A 15,402-nucleotide genomic window follows, 5' to 3' on the forward strand; every position below is an offset into this window, starting at 1 on the left:
TGCTCCGGCTGTCCTATTTCAATTCCAGCAGCCGTTCGAGATAGCTGCGCTCGACATCGGGGCTGAGCGCATTGCCGAGCCGCTTGCGGATCGCTTCCAGTATCTGGCGCGCGCGCTGGACGTCGATCTCGTCGGGCACTTTCACCGAATCGCCGAAATCCGGCCCCTTGCTGGCGCGTGGCCGGCCAAGCGGGTCGCGGTCGGCATTCTGCTGGCGGCCGCCTTGCTCGCTGCCGCCCTGGTCGCTCTGCATGGCCTGCATCTGTTTCATCATGTCCTTGGCGCCCTTGCGCAACGCCTCCAGCGCCCGGCCCTGGTGGCCGACGGCTTCGTCGCCCTGGCCTTCGCCGAGCGCCTGCTCGGCGTTGCCCATGGACTTGCCGGCCTCGCCAAATCCTTCATTGGGCTCCATGCCCATGCCTTCGAGGCCCTTCTTCAGCTTGTCGAGATCGCTTTTCAGCTGGCCCTGGCCTTCCTGCAGCTGCTTCAGCGCATCGGCGAATTCCTGTGGCGTCATCGGCTTCTGCCTGGCGAGCGGGTCGCGATCCTCGCCAACGCCCGGCTTGTCCTGGTCCTCGCCGCTGCCCTGGCCAAGCTGCTCGTCGCGGTTCTGTCCGCGCTGGCGTTCGCCGCGCTGCATCTGGTCCATGCGGAAGGTGTCGTTCATCATCTCCTGCTGGCGCCGCAGGATTTCGCCGAGCTTGTCCATCTGCTGGCGCATCTCGCTGTCCTGCTGGCCGCCCTGCTGCTGACGGCCGGCCTGGAGGTTGTTCATCATGTCCTGCAGCTGCGACAGCAATTGCTGCGCCTTGTCGCGATCGCCCGACTTCGCCAGGTTCTCGATCTGGTCCATCATGCGGTCGATGTCGCTCTGGCGCAGTTCCTGGCCATTCTGCTGCATCTGCGGTGCATTCGGGTTCTGCTTGGCGCGTTCGGCGAATTCCTGCAGGAACTGGTTCATCGCCTCGCGCAGTTCCTTCATCGCCTTTTCGATTTCCTGGTCGCTGGCGCCGTTCTTGATGGCGTCCTGCAACGCCTGTTGCGCCTGGCGCAGCCGCTTTTCGGCGGCAGAGAGGTTGCCCTCCTCGATGCCGAGCGCGATATCCCAGAGATAGGCGGCCTCGCTGCGCAGCTGATCGTCGCTTTCGGCCAGCTTCAGCCGGCTGCGCGCGCTCATGATGGCGAGGTAGTGGGACATGTTGTCGAACGTGTCTTCCGGCCGCAGCGTGATGGCGTCCATCAGGTCGAGCACGCGCGGCTTGGCATTGGCGTCGAGCGCCAGCAGGCGGCGCTGTTCGATCACCGCCCGGGCCAGCGGGTTGGCGAACGGCCGTTCGGGCATCACCAGCGTCTTGGTCTCGCTCGACGCGGTGTGCCCGGCGTCGTCGGTGGCGACGAGCGTCAGCTTGATGCTGCTGCCGGCCCAGACGTGCTCTGTCAGGTCCTTCGAGGTCTTGGCCGCATTCGACCTGCCGCCGCGGCGCGGCAGCGTCAGCGGCATCTCGGGCGGGCCGTAGAGCGGGCGTGCACCCGGCGCCTGCGGGTCGGCCAGCGTGAACACCGCCTTGGCGTTGGCAGCACCGTAGTCGTCGTCGATCTGGTAGTTGAGCTCGAAAGCGCCGTTGGCGGCGCGCTTGGGCTCGCCGACGAAGCGGATCTGCGGCGGCTTGTCGGGCACGACGGCGAAGGCCCAGCGGCCGAGCTGATCCTTACCCGACTTCAGCGTCAGCGTGCCGTCGCCGGTCAGCTTGCCGATGAACTGGCGTATCTTCGATGGCGAGGAGGATGGCGCTGGGCTTGCTGCCGGCTTGGCCGAGGCAGCCTGCTGGCTGGACGGGTCGATGGCGCGGGCGTTGCCATCCTTGTCGGCATAGGCGAGCGTTTCCTCGCCCGAGCCTCCGGTGACGCGCAAGGAGACCTCGCTGCCCTCGGGGACATGAAACGTCGGCATAGCCTGGTTGGCGTCGGCGGTCAGGAAGATCGGCGGCTTGCCGGTATAGGCCGGCGGCGTCACCCAGGCATCGATACGCGGCGGCACGATGTCGTATGTGCCATGGGCCATGAACCCATCGCTTAGCCGGCCGCCCGTCGGCCCGAAGGAGAAGGCAAAGGCGGTGACGAGCAGAAGTGCCGCTACAGCGCGCAACCCCCAAGGATCGCGCTCCGGCACGCGCGTGCGCGGCAAATCGGCGCCGAGGCTGTCGAGCTTTGCGGCCATGCGCTTCTGATGCTCGCGCCAGAGCGCCTGGGAGAAGCTGCTTTCCCGGCCGCTTGGCCGGTCGGCCTGTGTCAGCACGGGGCTGTGCAGCAGGCTGTTGGCGGCCTCGATGCGGCGATCGATCTCGGCAGCACCTGGCACGCGGAAGAAGCGCAGCGGATAGAGGGCGGCGAGCCCGGCGAGTCCGAATGCGGCGACAAGGCCGATGCGCATCATATCCGGCAGCCGGGAGAAAATGCCGAACCAGGAGGCGCTGAGGAACAGGGTGGCGACGATGACGAGCGGGAGCAGCAGCGGCCAGCCACGCTCGACCATCATCGAGACCCGTGTCGCCAGCCGGCTCAAGGCGAGGCGCCCGGCCAGGCCGCGGTCGTTGCTGAAGGTGGGTCGTTGCGTCATCGGCCCTTCCATGGGACGGGCAAAATAGCCCAAGCCTCACGACTCCAAGAATACCAGCAAACACGGCAAAGGCGAGGCAGTTTGAAAAAACGTGAAGCCGGCCGAAATGGTTGCAATCAAAAATTGGCGGGGTTCGCGTTGGCACCACAGACCAGCACGGCGACGCGTTCTCCCGACGCCGGCGCGTAGCGGCCGGACAGCATCGCGGCGAAAGCGGCGGCACCTCCCGGCTCGGAGATGATGCGAACGCTGTTCCACAGCGCTTTCTGCGCGGTGATGATGTCGTCGTCGCTGACCAGAATGGAGCGTTCGACGAAGGCTTCGGCGATCGGGAACATCATTTCGCCGACGCGCTTTGGCGCCAGCGAATCGGCGGCTATGCCTTCCGCCGGCGCGTCGACGGGGTGACCCGCCTCGAAGGCGCGGTGAAGCGTCGGCGCGCCTTCCGGTTCGACGGCGACGATGCGGATGCGGCCTGCATACCAGGCGGCGATGCCGCCGATCAGGCCGCCGCCGCCGACCGCGACCAGCAGCGTGTCGATCTCGGGCAGGTCGCTCTCGATCTCCAGCCCGAGCGTGCCCTGGCCGACCAGCGTCTCCTCCTGATTGAAGGCGTGGATCTGCAGAGCGCCGGTTTCCTCGGCGAAACGTTCGCTGGCGGCCAGCGCTTCGGCATAGCGGGCGCCGCCGACGACCAGTTCGGCGCCATAGGAGCGAATACGCTCCAGCTTGGCCTGTGGGCTGACTTCGGGAACGAAGATGGTCGCCTTGTGCCCAAGCCGCATGGCTGCGTAGGCGACGGCGGCGCCATGATTGCCGCCCGACGCGGCGACGACGCCGGCTTCGGGAACCTGCCGCTCGAGAAGATTGGTGAAGGCGCCGCGCGCCTTGAACGAGCCGGAATGCTGCAGGCATTCGAGCTTGAGGTCGACCGCCAGCGGCGGCCGGTCGAAGTCGGCCATGTCGACGCGCAGCACCGGCGTGCGCCTGATATAAGGGCGAATGCGCGGCTCCATCGCGGCAATGCGTTCGCGTGTGACGGTGTTGCCTTGCGGCATGGCGACCTCCTCGGGATTGACTGTAATTAGTAACTTGGCAAAATAGCTAAATGCAAGAGGTTGATATCTTCAAGGCGATTGCCAACGAGCGCAGGCTGCAAATCCTCGACTGGTTGAAGGATCCGCGCGCGCATTTCCCGGCCCAGGCAGACGGCGACCTTGTCGAGGACGGCGTTTGCGCACTGCTGATCGCGGAGAAGCTCGGCATTACGCAAGCGACGCTCTCCGAGCATATGCGCGTGCTTACCCATGCCGGCCTGCTGCGCACCAAGCGCATCAAGCAATGGACGTTTTATCGGCGTGACGAGGACAGGATCGCCGACACAAGGGCACTCATCCAGAACCGGCTATAGCTCGACAGGCGGTGCGGCTTCTAGAGCAATTCCAGGAAAAGTGTGGGCGGTTTTCCGTACGGAATTGCGTCAAAACAAGGAGACAGAGCGGGTCGCCGTTTCGATGAAACGGTGAAACGCTCTATGCCAGCCAATCGGGCACCGAATCCAGCCCGATCAAATCGTCATAGGTCAGGCGCGGACGCACGACGTGGAAACGGTCGCCATCGACCAGCACCTCAGGTACCAGAAGACGCGTGTTGTAGGTGCCGGCCTGCACCGCGCCATAGGCGCCGGCCGTGGAAACCGCTACCAGATCGCCGGCCTTCAGCCTGGGCAGGTCGCGGTCGAGCCCGATATAATCGCCGGTCTCGCAGACCGGCCCGACCACATCGACCATCATGCGCGGCGTGTCGGCCGGCGGCTGGACGACCGGCCTGATGTCGTGGAAGGCATCGTAGAGCGTCGGCCGGATCAGGTCGTTCATGGCGGCATCGACGACCAGAAAATTCTTGGCGTCGCCTTCCTTCACGAAGATCACCTCCGAGACGAGGATGCCGGCATTCCCGACGATCAGCCGGCCCGGTTCGAACATCACCTTGAGCCCAAGCTTGGTGACATGCTTCCTGACGATCTGGGCATAGGCATCAGGCAGCGGAGGCGGGTTGTTGTCGACACGGTAGGGAATGCCGAGGCCGCCGCCGACATCGATATGCTCGATGGCGTGGCCGTCGGCGCGCAATGCCCCGACCAGATCGACAAGCAGCGCGAAAGCATCGTCGAAGGGCTGCAATTCGGTGATCTGGCTGCCGATGTGGGTGTCGATGCCGGTAACCTTGATGCCCGGCAATTCGGCAGCGCGGGCATAGACCTGACGCGCCCGCTGCCACGGAATGCCGAACTTGTTCTCCGCCTTGCCGGTGGAGATCTTCTTGTGCGTCCTGGCGTCGACATCGGGATTGATGCGCAACGAGATCGGCGCCACCTTGCCGAGAGCCACGGCGCGGGAGGACAGGAGTTCGAGTTCCGGCTCGGATTCGACATTGAAGCAAAGGATGCCGGCGGTGAGCGCAAAATCCATTTCACGCGCCGTCTTGCCGACGCCTGAGAACAGGATCTTGCCGGCCGGGATGCCGGCGGCCAGTGCCCGGCGCAACTCGCCTTCCGACACCACGTCGGCGCCGGCGCCGAGCCTCGCCAGCGTCCGCAGCACCGCCTGGTTGGAATTCGCCTTCATGGCATAGCAGACCAGCGCGTCGAGCCCGGCAAAGGCCTGGGCGAATACGCGGTAGTGCCTGGTCAGCGTGGCCGTCGAATAGCAATAGAACGGCGTGCCGACCTCCGCGGCGATATCTGGTATCGCCACGTCCTCGGCATGCAGCACGCCGTCGCGGTAATCGAAATGGTTCACGAGAGTGTTTTCCGGAAAGTTGGGGCACTGTGAGATCAGGTTTGGAAGACCAAACCCGCTCTCTTCGGCTCTAGATCAGCGGGTCGAGGAAGAACTTCTTGTCCTTGACCGGTTTTTCCGGCTCCGGCGGCACGGGCTGCTTGGCCTTCTCGGCATCCTTGCGGGCCTGCACGGCCGCCTCGTAGGGCGTATCGAGGCCGGCCCTGCGGCCGCAGGCCGTCACCGCGGCGATCGCCACCAGAAGCGTCAGCGTCACCAAAATCCTGCTTCCGGTCATCGATCCATCCGTCCGAAACGTTTGCCAGCCGCCGCTTTTAGCCGAGTTCTCGGCGCATTGCACCCCGGATATTGTTGTTCGCAATATCCTGATATTGCCGATCGCAATGTCGGCATATTGCTGGTCGCAATATCCGGGTATTACGCCTTTGCGATGCGCTTTTTCCAGGCGCGGATCTGCTTCCTCACCTCCGATGGCGCCGTGCCGCCGAAACTGGTGCGGCTCTTGATCGAGTTCTGCACCGCCAGCACCGAAAAAATATCCGGGGTGATGCCGGCGTTGATCGACTGCAGATCCTCCAGCGAAAGCTTCTCCAGCCCGACCTTCCTCTCCTCGGCCAGCGCCACCGCGCGGCCGGTGACGTGATGCGCCTCGCGGAACGGCAGGCCGAGCGTGCGCACCAGCCAGTCGGCAAGGTCGGTGGCGGTGGCGTGACCGGAGCCGGCGGCCTTCTTCATCGCCACGGCGTTGACTGTCATGTCCGAGACCATGCCGGTCATCGCGGCGAGCATCAGGTCGAGCGTCTCGGCGGCATCGAAGACCGATTCCTTGTCTTCCTGCATGTCCTTGCCGTAGGTCAAAGGCATGCCTTTCATTACCGTCAGCAGGCCGACAAGATGGCCGTTGACGCGGCCCGTCTTGCCGCGCACCAGTTCGGCGGCGTCGGGGTTCTTCTTCTGCGGCATGATCGAGGAGCCGGTGGAAAACGAGTCCGACAGCCTGACGAAGCCGAACTGCGGCGTCGACCAGATGATGATCTCCTCGGCGAGCCGCGACAGATGCGTGGCGCAGATCGCCGCCATCGCCAGGAACTCCAGCGCGAAATCGCGGTCCGAAACGCTGTCCAGCGAATTGCGCATCGGCTCGCGGAAGCCGAGCGCCCTGGCGGTCTGGTGGCGGTCGATCGGGAAGCTGGTGCCGGCAAGGGCGGCAGCACCCAGCGGGCTCTCGTCCATCCGTTCGATGGCGTCGCGCACGCGCGACAGATCGCGCCCGAACATCTCGACATAGGCCATGCAGTGGTGACCGAAAGTCACCGGCTGCGCTGCCTGCATATGGGTAAAGCCCGGCATCACGGTCGCCGCGTGTTCCTCGGCGCGTTCCAGCAGCGCCCCGATCAGGCCCTTCAATGCTTCGGCGACGCGAAAGCACTCGTCCTTGACCCAGAGCCGCAGGTCGACCGCCACCTGGTCGTTGCGCGAGCGGGCGGTGTGCAGCCGGCCAGCCGCCGGACCGATGAGGTCGGCGAGGCGAGCCTCGATATTCATGTGGATGTCTTCCAACCGGGTCGAAAACTCGAAGCTGCCGGCCTCGATCTCTTTCAGGATCGTGTTCAGGCCGTGAGCGATTTTTTCTTGATCGGCCGCCGAAATAATGCCCGTTTGCGCCAGCATCTCGCTATGGGCGATCGAGCCTCTGATGTCCTGCGCATAGAGTTTGCGGTCGAACGAGATGGATGCGTTGATCGCTTCCATGATCGCGGCCGGACCCGAGGCAAATCGTCCGCCCCACATCTGGTTGCTGGTCTTCTTGTCGCTCATCGCTATAAAACCCGTGCTTCGGAGCAGTTTTGAGAAAATGGCAGACGGAAACAGATTTTTCCCGGCCCCGCGCCTGATCCTCGCCGCCCTAGTGGCGGGAGTGCTGGCCGGCGCGGTCGCGGTATATGTCAGCGAGAGCCGGTCTGGCAACAACGCCGCGCCGCAAGCGGCCGCCGACGACGGCAAGGACGACGTCGCCTGCGCCGCCAAGAGCGACCGTGCCAAGAAGGTCGCCGCCGCTGCCACCGGCGAGGTTGCGGCACTGTTGCCGGCCGATCCGCCGCAATCCATGAAGCGCCTCGCCTTCAACGGGCCGGACGGGAAGCCGATGACGATCGCCGACCATGCCGGCAAGACGGTGCTGCTCAATCTGTGGGCGACATGGTGCGCGCCTTGCCGTGCCGAAATGCCGGCGCTCGATGCCCTGCAGAAGGAAAAAGGCAGCGACGCCTTTCAGGTGGTCGCCGTCAATGTCGATACAGGCGACGATGTGAAGCCGAAGAAATTCCTCAAGGATACCGGTGTCGAGACGCTCGGCTACTACCGCGATTCGACGATGGCGCTGTTCAACGACCTCAAGACGCGCGGTCTGGCGCTCGGCCTTCCCGTCACCATGCTGATCGACGGCGATGGCTGCCTGATCGCCCATATGAACGGGCCGGCCGAGTGGTCGGGTCCTGATGCCAAACGGCTGATCGAGACGGCACTCGGATCGTGACGCCAACAGAATTCGGCTTCAAGCGACCGCTTTACGCCGAACGCACGTTTGGCTTGAGCAATAGGAGGCTGCCACCCTGGCGGTCGGCGCGCAGCGACGCGCGCTTGCCGAGGCCGGTCAGGTCGTCGAATGCCTCGATCGGCGCCGGTTTGCCGAGATAATAGCCCTGGCCGATCTCACAGGCCTCGGCGTCCAGGAACTTCAACTCGCCAAGCGTCTCGACGCCCTCCGCCAGGACCGGCAGGCCAAGGCCGCGCCCCAGCCCCAGCACGGCGCGCACGATCGCCGCGACCTGGCCGTTGGTGTCCACCGCCTTGATGAAGGAAGAATCGATCTTGATCTTGTCGAAGGGGAAGGCGCGCAGGTTGGAGAGGGAGGAATAGCCGGTTCCGAAATCGTCCATGGCCACGCGCACGCCAAGCGCCTTGACCTGCCGCAGGGTTGCCAGGGCGCGCGGCATGTCCTTCACCAGCGCGGTTTCGGTGATCTCGAGTTCCAGCCTTGTCGCTGCAAGGCCTGTCTTCAGCAAGGTCTCGTGCACCTTGCGGCTGAAATTGGGATTGTGGAGCTGTACGGCGGAGACGTTGACGGCGACCATGAGCGGGTTTTCCCAGCGGACGGCCTCCTCGCAGGCAGCCTCGAGCACCCAGTCGCCGATCTGCCCGATGGCGCCGCTGTCCTCGGCCACCGGGATGAATATGGCGGGTGAGACCTCGCCACGCTCGGGATGGCGCCAGCGGATCAGGGCTTCGAAGCCAACCATCCTGCCGCTGCTGATCTCCTTCTGCGGCTGATAGACGAGATAGAATTCGCCACGCGCCACGGCCTGGCGCAATTCGTGCTCCATCACACGCTTGTCGCGGGCCTCGGCACCCATCGACGCCTCGAAATAGCGATAGGTGTCCCTGCCTTCGGTCTTGGCGCGATAGAGTGCCGTGTCGGCATGGCTGATCAGGCTGGTCTGGTCATCGGCATCGAGCGGATAGATCGCTATGCCGATGCTGGCCGAGACCAGACCGCCGCCGACGGCTGCCCGGTTTTCCTGGCGCATGGCGGCGAGCACTGCGCCCGCGATGCGGCCCGCCGCCTGCGGGTCGGGCAGGTTGGGGGCGATGATGGCGAATTCGTCGCCGCCGAGGCGCGCCAGCATTTGCCCGGGACGCAGAACGCCGGCAGCGCAGCTTGCCACTCTCTGCAGCATCGCATCTCCGGCGCCGTGTCCATAGAGGTCGTTCACCTCCTTGAAGCGGTCGAGGTCGAGCAGCAGGAGTGCAAGATGCCTGCCCTTGACGTCTGCGCCGGTGTTCCCGATGCGGTTCATGGACGCGATTTCCGCGTCGAGACGGACGGAAAAGGAGCGGCGATTGGCAAGTCCCGTCAAGGGGTCGAAATGGGCGAGGCGAAGGATCTCCTGCTCCGCCTTTTTGCGTTCGCGGATGTCGCGGACGGCAATGACATTGTGGGGCTTGCCGCAATAATCGATGCTTCGGGCGATCAGCTCGACGGGAATTCGCGTTCCGTCGCGGTTTTTCAACTCCGCCTCTCGCGGCTGGCCCTCCAGGTTGGCCGTGCCGGATACGGCGTGTTCGTCGAAGAGACCGTCCAGCTCCGTGCCGTTCAGCATTGCGGCAACCGTGCCGGTCAGCTTGCCCATGCTGTCATTGGCGCTGACGATGCGGTTGCCGTCGCAGACGATCAGGCCCTCCACGGCGGCGTTGGCCAGGCCGTGCATGCGGTCTACCTCGAGCTTCTGGCGGCGAAAGCGCAGATCGATCCACAGCGCCGATGCCGACAACACCAGGATCACCAGCGTGGCGGCAGCGGCCGCGAAAGCCTGCGAGGTCGGCTCGATGGTGTATTCGGATATGACGATCGAGGAATCAGGAAAGATCGAGACCGCGCCCATGCCGATGAAATGCAAGATGCAGATCGCAAGCGTCAGCAGCAGCGCGCCGACCGATGTCGCCGACAGAGAGGGGCGGCGCAGAACGGCACGCAGCGCCAGCGCCGCGAGCGCCACGCCGGAGAGCAGGGAAGCGGCGACAAGCAGCAGGTTCCATTCGATCCGGCCCTGGACCTCGAATGCCGCCATGCCGATGTAATGCATGGCGGCGATACCGCCGCCCAGGATGGCGCCGCCGACGAGATGATGGTCGAACTCGTCCCGCAAGGTGGCGATCCACATGCCGGCCGCCGTCAGTGCGACCGAGGCAGCGAGCGAGAGCACGGAGAGCTCCGGATCGTAGGCGCTCGGTATGCCCGGCGTGAAGGCAAGCATGGCGATGAAATGCGTTGCCCAGATGCCGAAGCCGGTCGAGGTCGCCGCGATCATCAGCCAGACCAGACGGTTCCGGTCGGTCGAGCGACTGATGTGGTGAAGCAGGTTGACGGCGGAGAAACAGGAAATACCGCAGATCAGCGCGGCGAGTGCGACCAGTCTCAGATCGTGCTGGTTCACGATACAATTATAGACCGTCAACATCTTATTTCCCCCAACCCATTGGAAATAAAAGCGGAGATATGACTGATTAATGCTTGGCCGTTGAAGGATCTATGAAGACGCCTGCAACCACAGCGTGCCTCCCTGGCGTAGCCGTGCCGCGGCAACGGGATATTCGGGCCGAAGCCAGCTATTTCAGGCGAACGGTCACTGCCAGGGCTTCATGCACATGGCCTGCCTGTCGCACATGGCCTGCCTGTCGCACATGGCCTGCCTGTTGGCGACGGGTACATGCGTCAGCTTCCGCACCAGCATTTCATCATCCCTTTAGCCGGTTAATCATGACGGCCCTTGACGGTCTTTACGTCCTCGACAGCCGCCCTAGCTACCTAGGGCGCCGGTGTGACGTTTTCATGCCGGGGCAACCGCCGAGGGGGAGGAAAGACTGGCTGTCCACAGGCCCGAGAGGCCACAACAGAACTGTCACATACCTTCTCTAAGAGAGCGGGCAAGGATTTGCGCAAGACCCTTGTCAACAGCCATTCAAGAGGGAAGAAATCATGACCATCATCAAGCGGGGCCTCGCTGCCCTTGCCGCTGGCGCGCTCGGCAGCGCGCTGGCGGTTCCTGCCTTCGCGGAGCCGGTGAAATTCGACTTTTGGTTCGGCCTTTCGGGCGACCTCGCCCGCGTCGTCGACACGATGTGCAAGAACTTCAACGAATCGCAGAAGGACTATGAAGTCGTCTGCACCAGCCAGGGCAATTACGACGCCACGCTGCAGAACACCATCGCCGCCTTCCGCGCCGGCAAACAGCCCACCGTCGTCCAGGTCTATGACGTCGGCACCGCCACCATGATGCTGTCGGGCGCCTACAAGCCCGCCGACAAGCTGATGGAAGAGAATGGCTACAAGATCGACTACGCGGACTATTTCCCCGGCATTGCGCGCTACTACGCGACGTCGAAAGGCGAGATGCTGTCCTTCCCGTTCAATTCCTCGACCGCGCTGATGTACTGGAACAAGGACGCCTTCGCCAAGATCGGCAAGACCGAAGCACCGAAGACCTGGGAAGACGTCGGCGCCGACCTTCAGGCCATGAAGGACGCCGGCTATGAATGCCCGATGGCGATCAACATCTCGGCCAACGAAAGCTGGCAGTTGATGGAACAGTTCTCGGCGATCCACAACCAGCCGATCGCCACCAAGAACAACGGCTATGACGGCCTCGACGCCCGTCTCGAAGTCAACAAGACCAAGTTCGTCCAATATGTCACCGATCTCAAGAAGTGGTATGATTCCGGCCTGATCAAGATCAAGTCGAAGGATCTTGGGCAGGACATGGTCCAGGCCTTCGCTTCCGGCACCTGCCAGGTCATCCTGACCTCGGTCGGCGACCACGGCACCGTCGGCAGGACCCAAAAGGAAGGCATGAACTGGGATGTCGCCGAATTGCCGGTCTATGCCGGCACCGAGCGCAAGAATTCACTCGTCGGCGGCGCTTCGCTGTGGGTTCTCTCGGGCAAGTCGGATGCGGAATACAAGGGCGCGGCGGCGTTCCTCAACTTCATCCACGATCCCAAGACGGCGCTGTTCTGGTCGACCAACACCGGCTACATCCCGGTGACCAAGTCGGGCTTCGATTACATGAAGGGCCAAGGGTTCTACGACAAGGCGCCCTATAAGGGGCGTGAGGTCGCGATCGCCAGCCTGACCGCGTCCGAGCCGACCGAGATCACCCGCGGTATCCGCCTGGGCAATTTCACCCAGATCCGCGCCGAGTTCGGCACGCAGATGCAGGCGATCTTCGCCAACAAGGTCAGTGTCCAGGAAGGTCTCGACACGCTGGTCAAGAATGGCGACGCCATCCTCGACCGCTTCCAGCAGACCTATCCGGGCAAGACCTTGCCCTGATCGCGACAAACTCATGGCCGCCCGCGGACGCTTCCAGGCATGACCTTTCCGTTTCGGGATCTTGCCTGGGTCGACGGGCGGCCATTTCGTTATTAATCTCACTTTTGCTTAGAGCTAGCTGTCTAGCGGCGCCGGCGGACCGATGGAAAAACGCGTTACTTTCAGCAGATGGACGATCGGCATCCTCTTCGCGGTGCCGCAGTTGCTGCTGATCTTCACGTTCTTCTACTGGCCGGCAGGCCAGGCCGTATACTGGTCGCTGACGCTGCAGCAGCCCTGGGGCGGTGGCAATATCTGGGTCGGGCTCGATAATTTCCGCTCGATCCTGTCCAATGCCGACTATTGGAACTCGATCACCGCCAGCCTGGTCTTTGCCGGGATCAGCACCGGCCTGGCGATGTTCATCGCGCTCGTGCTCGCTGCGCTGACCGATCGGCAACTCACCGGCTCGCGCTTCTATCGCGTGGTGCTGATCTGGCCGTACGGCATCGCCGCGCCGGCACTGGCGCTGGCATTCCGCTTCATTCTGGCGCCGGAGGCGGGGTTCCTTTCCGTCATCAACCGGATGTGGCCGGGGATCTGGGATCCGGGTCTCGATGGCGCGGATGCCATGGCGTCGATCATCGTCGCCTTCTCCTGGAAATATGTCGGCTACAACTTCATTTTCTTCCTGGCCGCGTTCCAGGCCATCCCGCGTTCGCTGATCGAGGCGGCGGCGATGGACGGCTCCAGTGTCATCAGGCGGTTCTGGGATATTCAGTTCCCGCTGATCACGCCGACGATCTTCTTCCTGCTGGTCATCAACATCACCGAAAGCTTCCAGGATTCCTTCGGCATCGTCGACATCATGACCGCCGGCGGCCCGGCGAACGCGACCAACCTGATGGTCTACAAGATCTATTCCGACGGCTTCAAAGGCCTCGATTATTCAGGCGCGGCCGCGCAGAGCATCATCCTGATGCTGCTCATCATCGTGCTCACCATCTTCCAGTTCCGCTTCATCGAGCGGCGCGTACACTACGGGTGAGGATGACATGGTCGAGCGCACCCCATTCCTCAATTTCTTCACGCATCTGATCCTGTTCATAGGCTTTGTCTTCTGCGTCGCGCCGTTCTTGATCGTCGCTATCGCCGCATCGCACAATCTGAAAGACGTCAACGACGTGCCGATGTCGCTGCTGCCGGGCAGCGACTTCTGGGTCAACATCAAGACGGCGTGGGTGACGGCGGATCTCGGCCCCAAGCTACTGAACAGCTTCATCGTCGCCGGCGGCGTCGCGGCGGGCAAAGTGATCATTTCAGCGCTCACCGCCTTCTCGATCGTCTATTTCCGCTTTCCCGGCCGGATGTTCATCTTCTGGCTGATCTTCGTGACGCTGATGCTGCCGCTGGAAGTGCGCATCGTGCCGACCTACGCGGTCGTCGCCAATGTGCTGTCGCCCTATCAGACCATCCTCGACGTGACAGGCTTGAGCTGGCTGATCGAGAAGGTGTCGGGCGTGCAGGTCTCGCTCAGCCTTGGGTTGCTCAATTCCTACCCCGGACTGATCCTGCCGCTGGTCGCCACCGCCACCGGCACGTTCCTCTATCGGCAGTTCTTCCTGACCGTGCCGGACGAGCTGACCGAGGCCGCGCGCATGGACGGCGCCGGGCCGCTACGCTTCTTCATCGATGTCCTTCTACCGCTGTCGCGCAACAACATGGCGGCACTCGGCACCATCATGTTCCTGTGGGCGTGGAACCAGTATCTGTGGCCGCTGCTCATCACAACCGACCAGTCGCATGCGATGGCAGTGACCGAGTTGAAGCAACTCATTCCCAATGTCGGCGGCACTCCGGAATGGCACATCGCCATGGCCGGCACGCTGATCATCATGCTGCCGCCGCTGGCCGTCGTGGTGCTCATGCAACGTTGGATCGTGCGCGGCCTGATCGCCACCGAAAAATAAGGAGACAAACATGGCCTCCATAACAATACGCGGCGTCAAGAAGAACTACGCCAAGACGCAGGTCGTGCACGGCGTCGACCTCGATATCGCGTCGGGCGAATTCGTCGTCATCCTTGGTCCGTCGGGCTGCGGCAAGTCCACGCTGCTGCGCATGATCGCCGGGCTGGAGGATATCTCGGGTGGCGAGATCGCGATCGACGGCACGGTGGTCAACAGACTGGAGCCGCGCGAGCGCGGCTGCGCCATGGTGTTCCAGAACTATGCGCTCTATCCGCATATGAGCGTGGCGCAGAACATCGGCTATTCGCTCAAGGTCGCCGGCGTTCCCGCCGCCGAGCGTACCCAGCGCATCCAGGCGGTCGCGCGCACGCTGGAACTCGAACAGCTGCTCGACCGCAAGCCGATGGCGCTTTCCGGCGGCCAGCGGCAGCGCGTCGCCATGGGGCGCGCCATGATCCGCGAACCGAAAGTGTTCCTGTTCGACGAGCCATTGTCCAACCTCGATGCCAAGCTGCGCGTGCAGATGCGGTCGGAAATCCGCAAGCTGCACCGCCGGCTGAATGCCACCTCCGTTTTCGTTACCCATGACCAGGTCGAGGCGATGACGCTCGCCGATCGGCTGGTGGTGATGAATGGCGGACGGGTCGAGCAGGTCGGCACGCCTGGCGAGATCTATACCCGCCCGGCCAGCCGCTTCGTCGCCACCTTCGTCGGCGCGCCGGCGATGAACATGCTCGAAGGCACGGTCGAACTCGACGGGTTGTCGCTGCTCGACGGCAGCCGGCGCCTGACCATGGCCCGCGCCGGCCTGCCGGTCGGCACCAAGGTGGCGATGGGCATCCGGCCGGAAGCCGTCCGGCTGGTGGCGCCGGGCACGACGGGCTCCCTCAAGGCCTCAGTCGACCTGGTCGAGGAACTGGGCGCCGGGCGTGTCATCTATGTCGATCTCGACGGGGCGCCGTTTTCGGTGATGACGTCGGAGGCCGTGCACCCCGAGCCCGGCAGTACCGTCGGCCTGATGCTTTCGCCCAATGACATGCATTTCTTCTCGTCGGAGACCGGAACCCGCCTCGATGTCTTCAAGGCTTCCGTTCCCGAACCGGCGCTCTGATCCCGAGGCCTCCATCATCGCCGGAGACAGACTTC

The 15,402-nt window shown here is 63.6% G+C and carries 12 protein-coding genes; 6 read left to right on the plus strand and 6 right to left on the minus strand.

Annotated elements, in window-relative coordinates; genetic code table 11:
* Positions 1-13: 13 nt before the first annotated feature.
* Positions 14-2,617 (minus strand): TIGR02302 family protein, encoded by a 2,604-nt coding sequence (locus tag X743_RS165300; protein WP_023763883.1) that lies wholly within the window; start codon positions 2,615-2,617, stop codon positions 14-16.
* A 116-nt stretch (positions 2,618-2,733) separates the two neighbouring features.
* Positions 2,734-3,675: a threonine/serine dehydratase gene (locus X743_RS165295; protein WP_023763884.1), complete on the minus strand. Its 942-nt coding sequence runs from the start codon at positions 3,673-3,675 to the stop codon at positions 2,734-2,736.
* A 50-nt stretch (positions 3,676-3,725) separates the two neighbouring features.
* Here X743_RS165295 and X743_RS165290 point away from each other — a divergent pair, with 50 nt between their 5' ends.
* Positions 3,726-4,028, plus strand: coding sequence for a metalloregulator ArsR/SmtB family transcription factor (locus X743_RS165290; protein ID WP_023763885.1), 303 nt, complete (start codon positions 3,726-3,728; stop codon positions 4,026-4,028).
* Between the two features lie 121 nt (positions 4,029-4,149).
* Here the strand turns inward: X743_RS165290 and lysA are convergent, their stop codons facing one another.
* From lysA to argH, 3 genes are all read right to left on the minus strand, one after another.
* Positions 4,150-5,418 (minus strand): diaminopimelate decarboxylase, encoded by a 1,269-nt coding sequence (gene lysA / locus X743_RS165285; RefSeq protein WP_023763886.1) that lies wholly within the window; start codon positions 5,416-5,418, stop codon positions 4,150-4,152.
* A 70-nt stretch (positions 5,419-5,488) separates the two neighbouring features.
* Positions 5,489-5,695 carry a hypothetical protein gene (locus tag X743_RS165280; protein WP_023763887.1) on the minus strand — a complete coding sequence of 69 codons (207 nt, stop codon included), beginning with the start codon at positions 5,693-5,695 and terminating at the stop codon, positions 5,489-5,491.
* Positions 5,696-5,835: 140 nt separating this feature from the next.
* Positions 5,836-7,236 carry an argininosuccinate lyase gene (argH, locus tag X743_RS165275; RefSeq protein WP_023763888.1) on the minus strand — a complete coding sequence of 467 codons (1,401 nt, stop codon included), beginning with the start codon at positions 7,234-7,236 and terminating at the stop codon, positions 5,836-5,838.
* Positions 7,237-7,273: 37 nt separating this feature from the next.
* On the opposite strand from argH, the gene X743_RS165270 reads away from it, so the two are divergent.
* On the plus strand, positions 7,274-7,954 hold the full coding sequence (locus tag X743_RS165270; RefSeq protein WP_023763889.1) for a TlpA disulfide reductase family protein: 681 nt from the start codon (positions 7,274-7,276) through the stop codon (positions 7,952-7,954).
* A 31-nt stretch (positions 7,955-7,985) separates the two neighbouring features.
* Here the strand turns inward: X743_RS165270 and X743_RS165265 are convergent, their stop codons facing one another.
* Positions 7,986-10,436 (minus strand): EAL domain-containing protein, encoded by a 2,451-nt coding sequence (locus X743_RS165265; protein ID WP_023763890.1) that lies wholly within the window; start codon positions 10,434-10,436, stop codon positions 7,986-7,988.
* A 518-nt stretch (positions 10,437-10,954) separates the two neighbouring features.
* Between X743_RS165265 and X743_RS165260 the strand changes: the two genes are divergently transcribed.
* The 4 genes from X743_RS165260 to X743_RS165245 all read left to right on the plus strand — a co-directional run bounded on the left by X743_RS165260 (position 10,955) and on the right by X743_RS165245 (position 15,367).
* A complete protein-coding gene (locus X743_RS165260) occupies positions 10,955-12,307 on the plus strand; it encodes an extracellular solute-binding protein (RefSeq protein ID WP_023763892.1) in 1,353 nt (450 codons plus the stop codon).
* Positions 12,308-12,449: 142 nt separating this feature from the next.
* Positions 12,450-13,334 (plus strand): sugar ABC transporter permease, encoded by an 885-nt coding sequence (locus tag X743_RS165255; RefSeq protein WP_023763893.1) that lies wholly within the window; start codon positions 12,450-12,452, stop codon positions 13,332-13,334.
* Positions 13,335-13,341: 7 nt separating this feature from the next.
* On the plus strand, positions 13,342-14,256 hold the full coding sequence (locus X743_RS165250) for an ABC transporter permease subunit (protein WP_023763894.1): 915 nt from the start codon (positions 13,342-13,344) through the stop codon (positions 14,254-14,256).
* 10 nt (positions 14,257-14,266) lie between these two features.
* On the plus strand, positions 14,267-15,367 hold the full coding sequence (locus tag X743_RS165245; protein WP_023763895.1) for a sn-glycerol-3-phosphate import ATP-binding protein UgpC: 1,101 nt from the start codon (positions 14,267-14,269) through the stop codon (positions 15,365-15,367).
* The last annotated feature ends 35 nt before the right edge of the window (positions 15,368-15,402 follow it).

The sequence above is a fragment of the Mesorhizobium sp. LNHC232B00 genome (assembly GCF_000502435.1).
Lineage (GTDB): Bacteria > Pseudomonadota > Alphaproteobacteria > Rhizobiales > Rhizobiaceae > Mesorhizobium > Mesorhizobium opportunistum.

Bases quoted from the DNA above. Each gene is read 5' to 3' on its own strand.
- X743_RS165300 (WP_023763883.1), bottom strand. From the start codon at position 2,617: ATGACGCAACGACCCACCTTCAGCAACGACCGCGGCCTGGCCGGGCGC.
- X743_RS165295 (WP_023763884.1), bottom strand. From the start codon at position 3,675: ATGCCGCAAGGCAACACCGTCACACGCGAACGCATTGCCGCGATGGAG.
- X743_RS165290 (WP_023763885.1), top strand. From the start codon at position 3,726: ATGCAAGAGGTTGATATCTTCAAGGCGATTGCCAACGAGCGCAGGCTG.
- X743_RS165280 (WP_023763887.1), bottom strand. From the start codon at position 5,695: ATGACCGGAAGCAGGATTTTGGTGACGCTGACGCTTCTGGTGGCGATC.
- argH (WP_023763888.1), bottom strand. From the start codon at position 7,236: ATGAGCGACAAGAAGACCAGCAACCAGATGTGGGGCGGACGATTTGCC.
- X743_RS165270 (WP_023763889.1), top strand. From the start codon at position 7,274: ATGGCAGACGGAAACAGATTTTTCCCGGCCCCGCGCCTGATCCTCGCC.
- X743_RS165265 (WP_023763890.1), bottom strand. From the start codon at position 10,436: ATGTTGACGGTCTATAATTGTATCGTGAACCAGCACGATCTGAGACTG.
- X743_RS165260 (WP_023763892.1), top strand. From the start codon at position 10,955: ATGACCATCATCAAGCGGGGCCTCGCTGCCCTTGCCGCTGGCGCGCTC.
- X743_RS165255 (WP_023763893.1), top strand. From the start codon at position 12,450: ATGGAAAAACGCGTTACTTTCAGCAGATGGACGATCGGCATCCTCTTC.
- X743_RS165250 (WP_023763894.1), top strand. From the start codon at position 13,342: ATGGTCGAGCGCACCCCATTCCTCAATTTCTTCACGCATCTGATCCTG.
- X743_RS165245 (WP_023763895.1), top strand. From the start codon at position 14,267: ATGGCCTCCATAACAATACGCGGCGTCAAGAAGAACTACGCCAAGACG.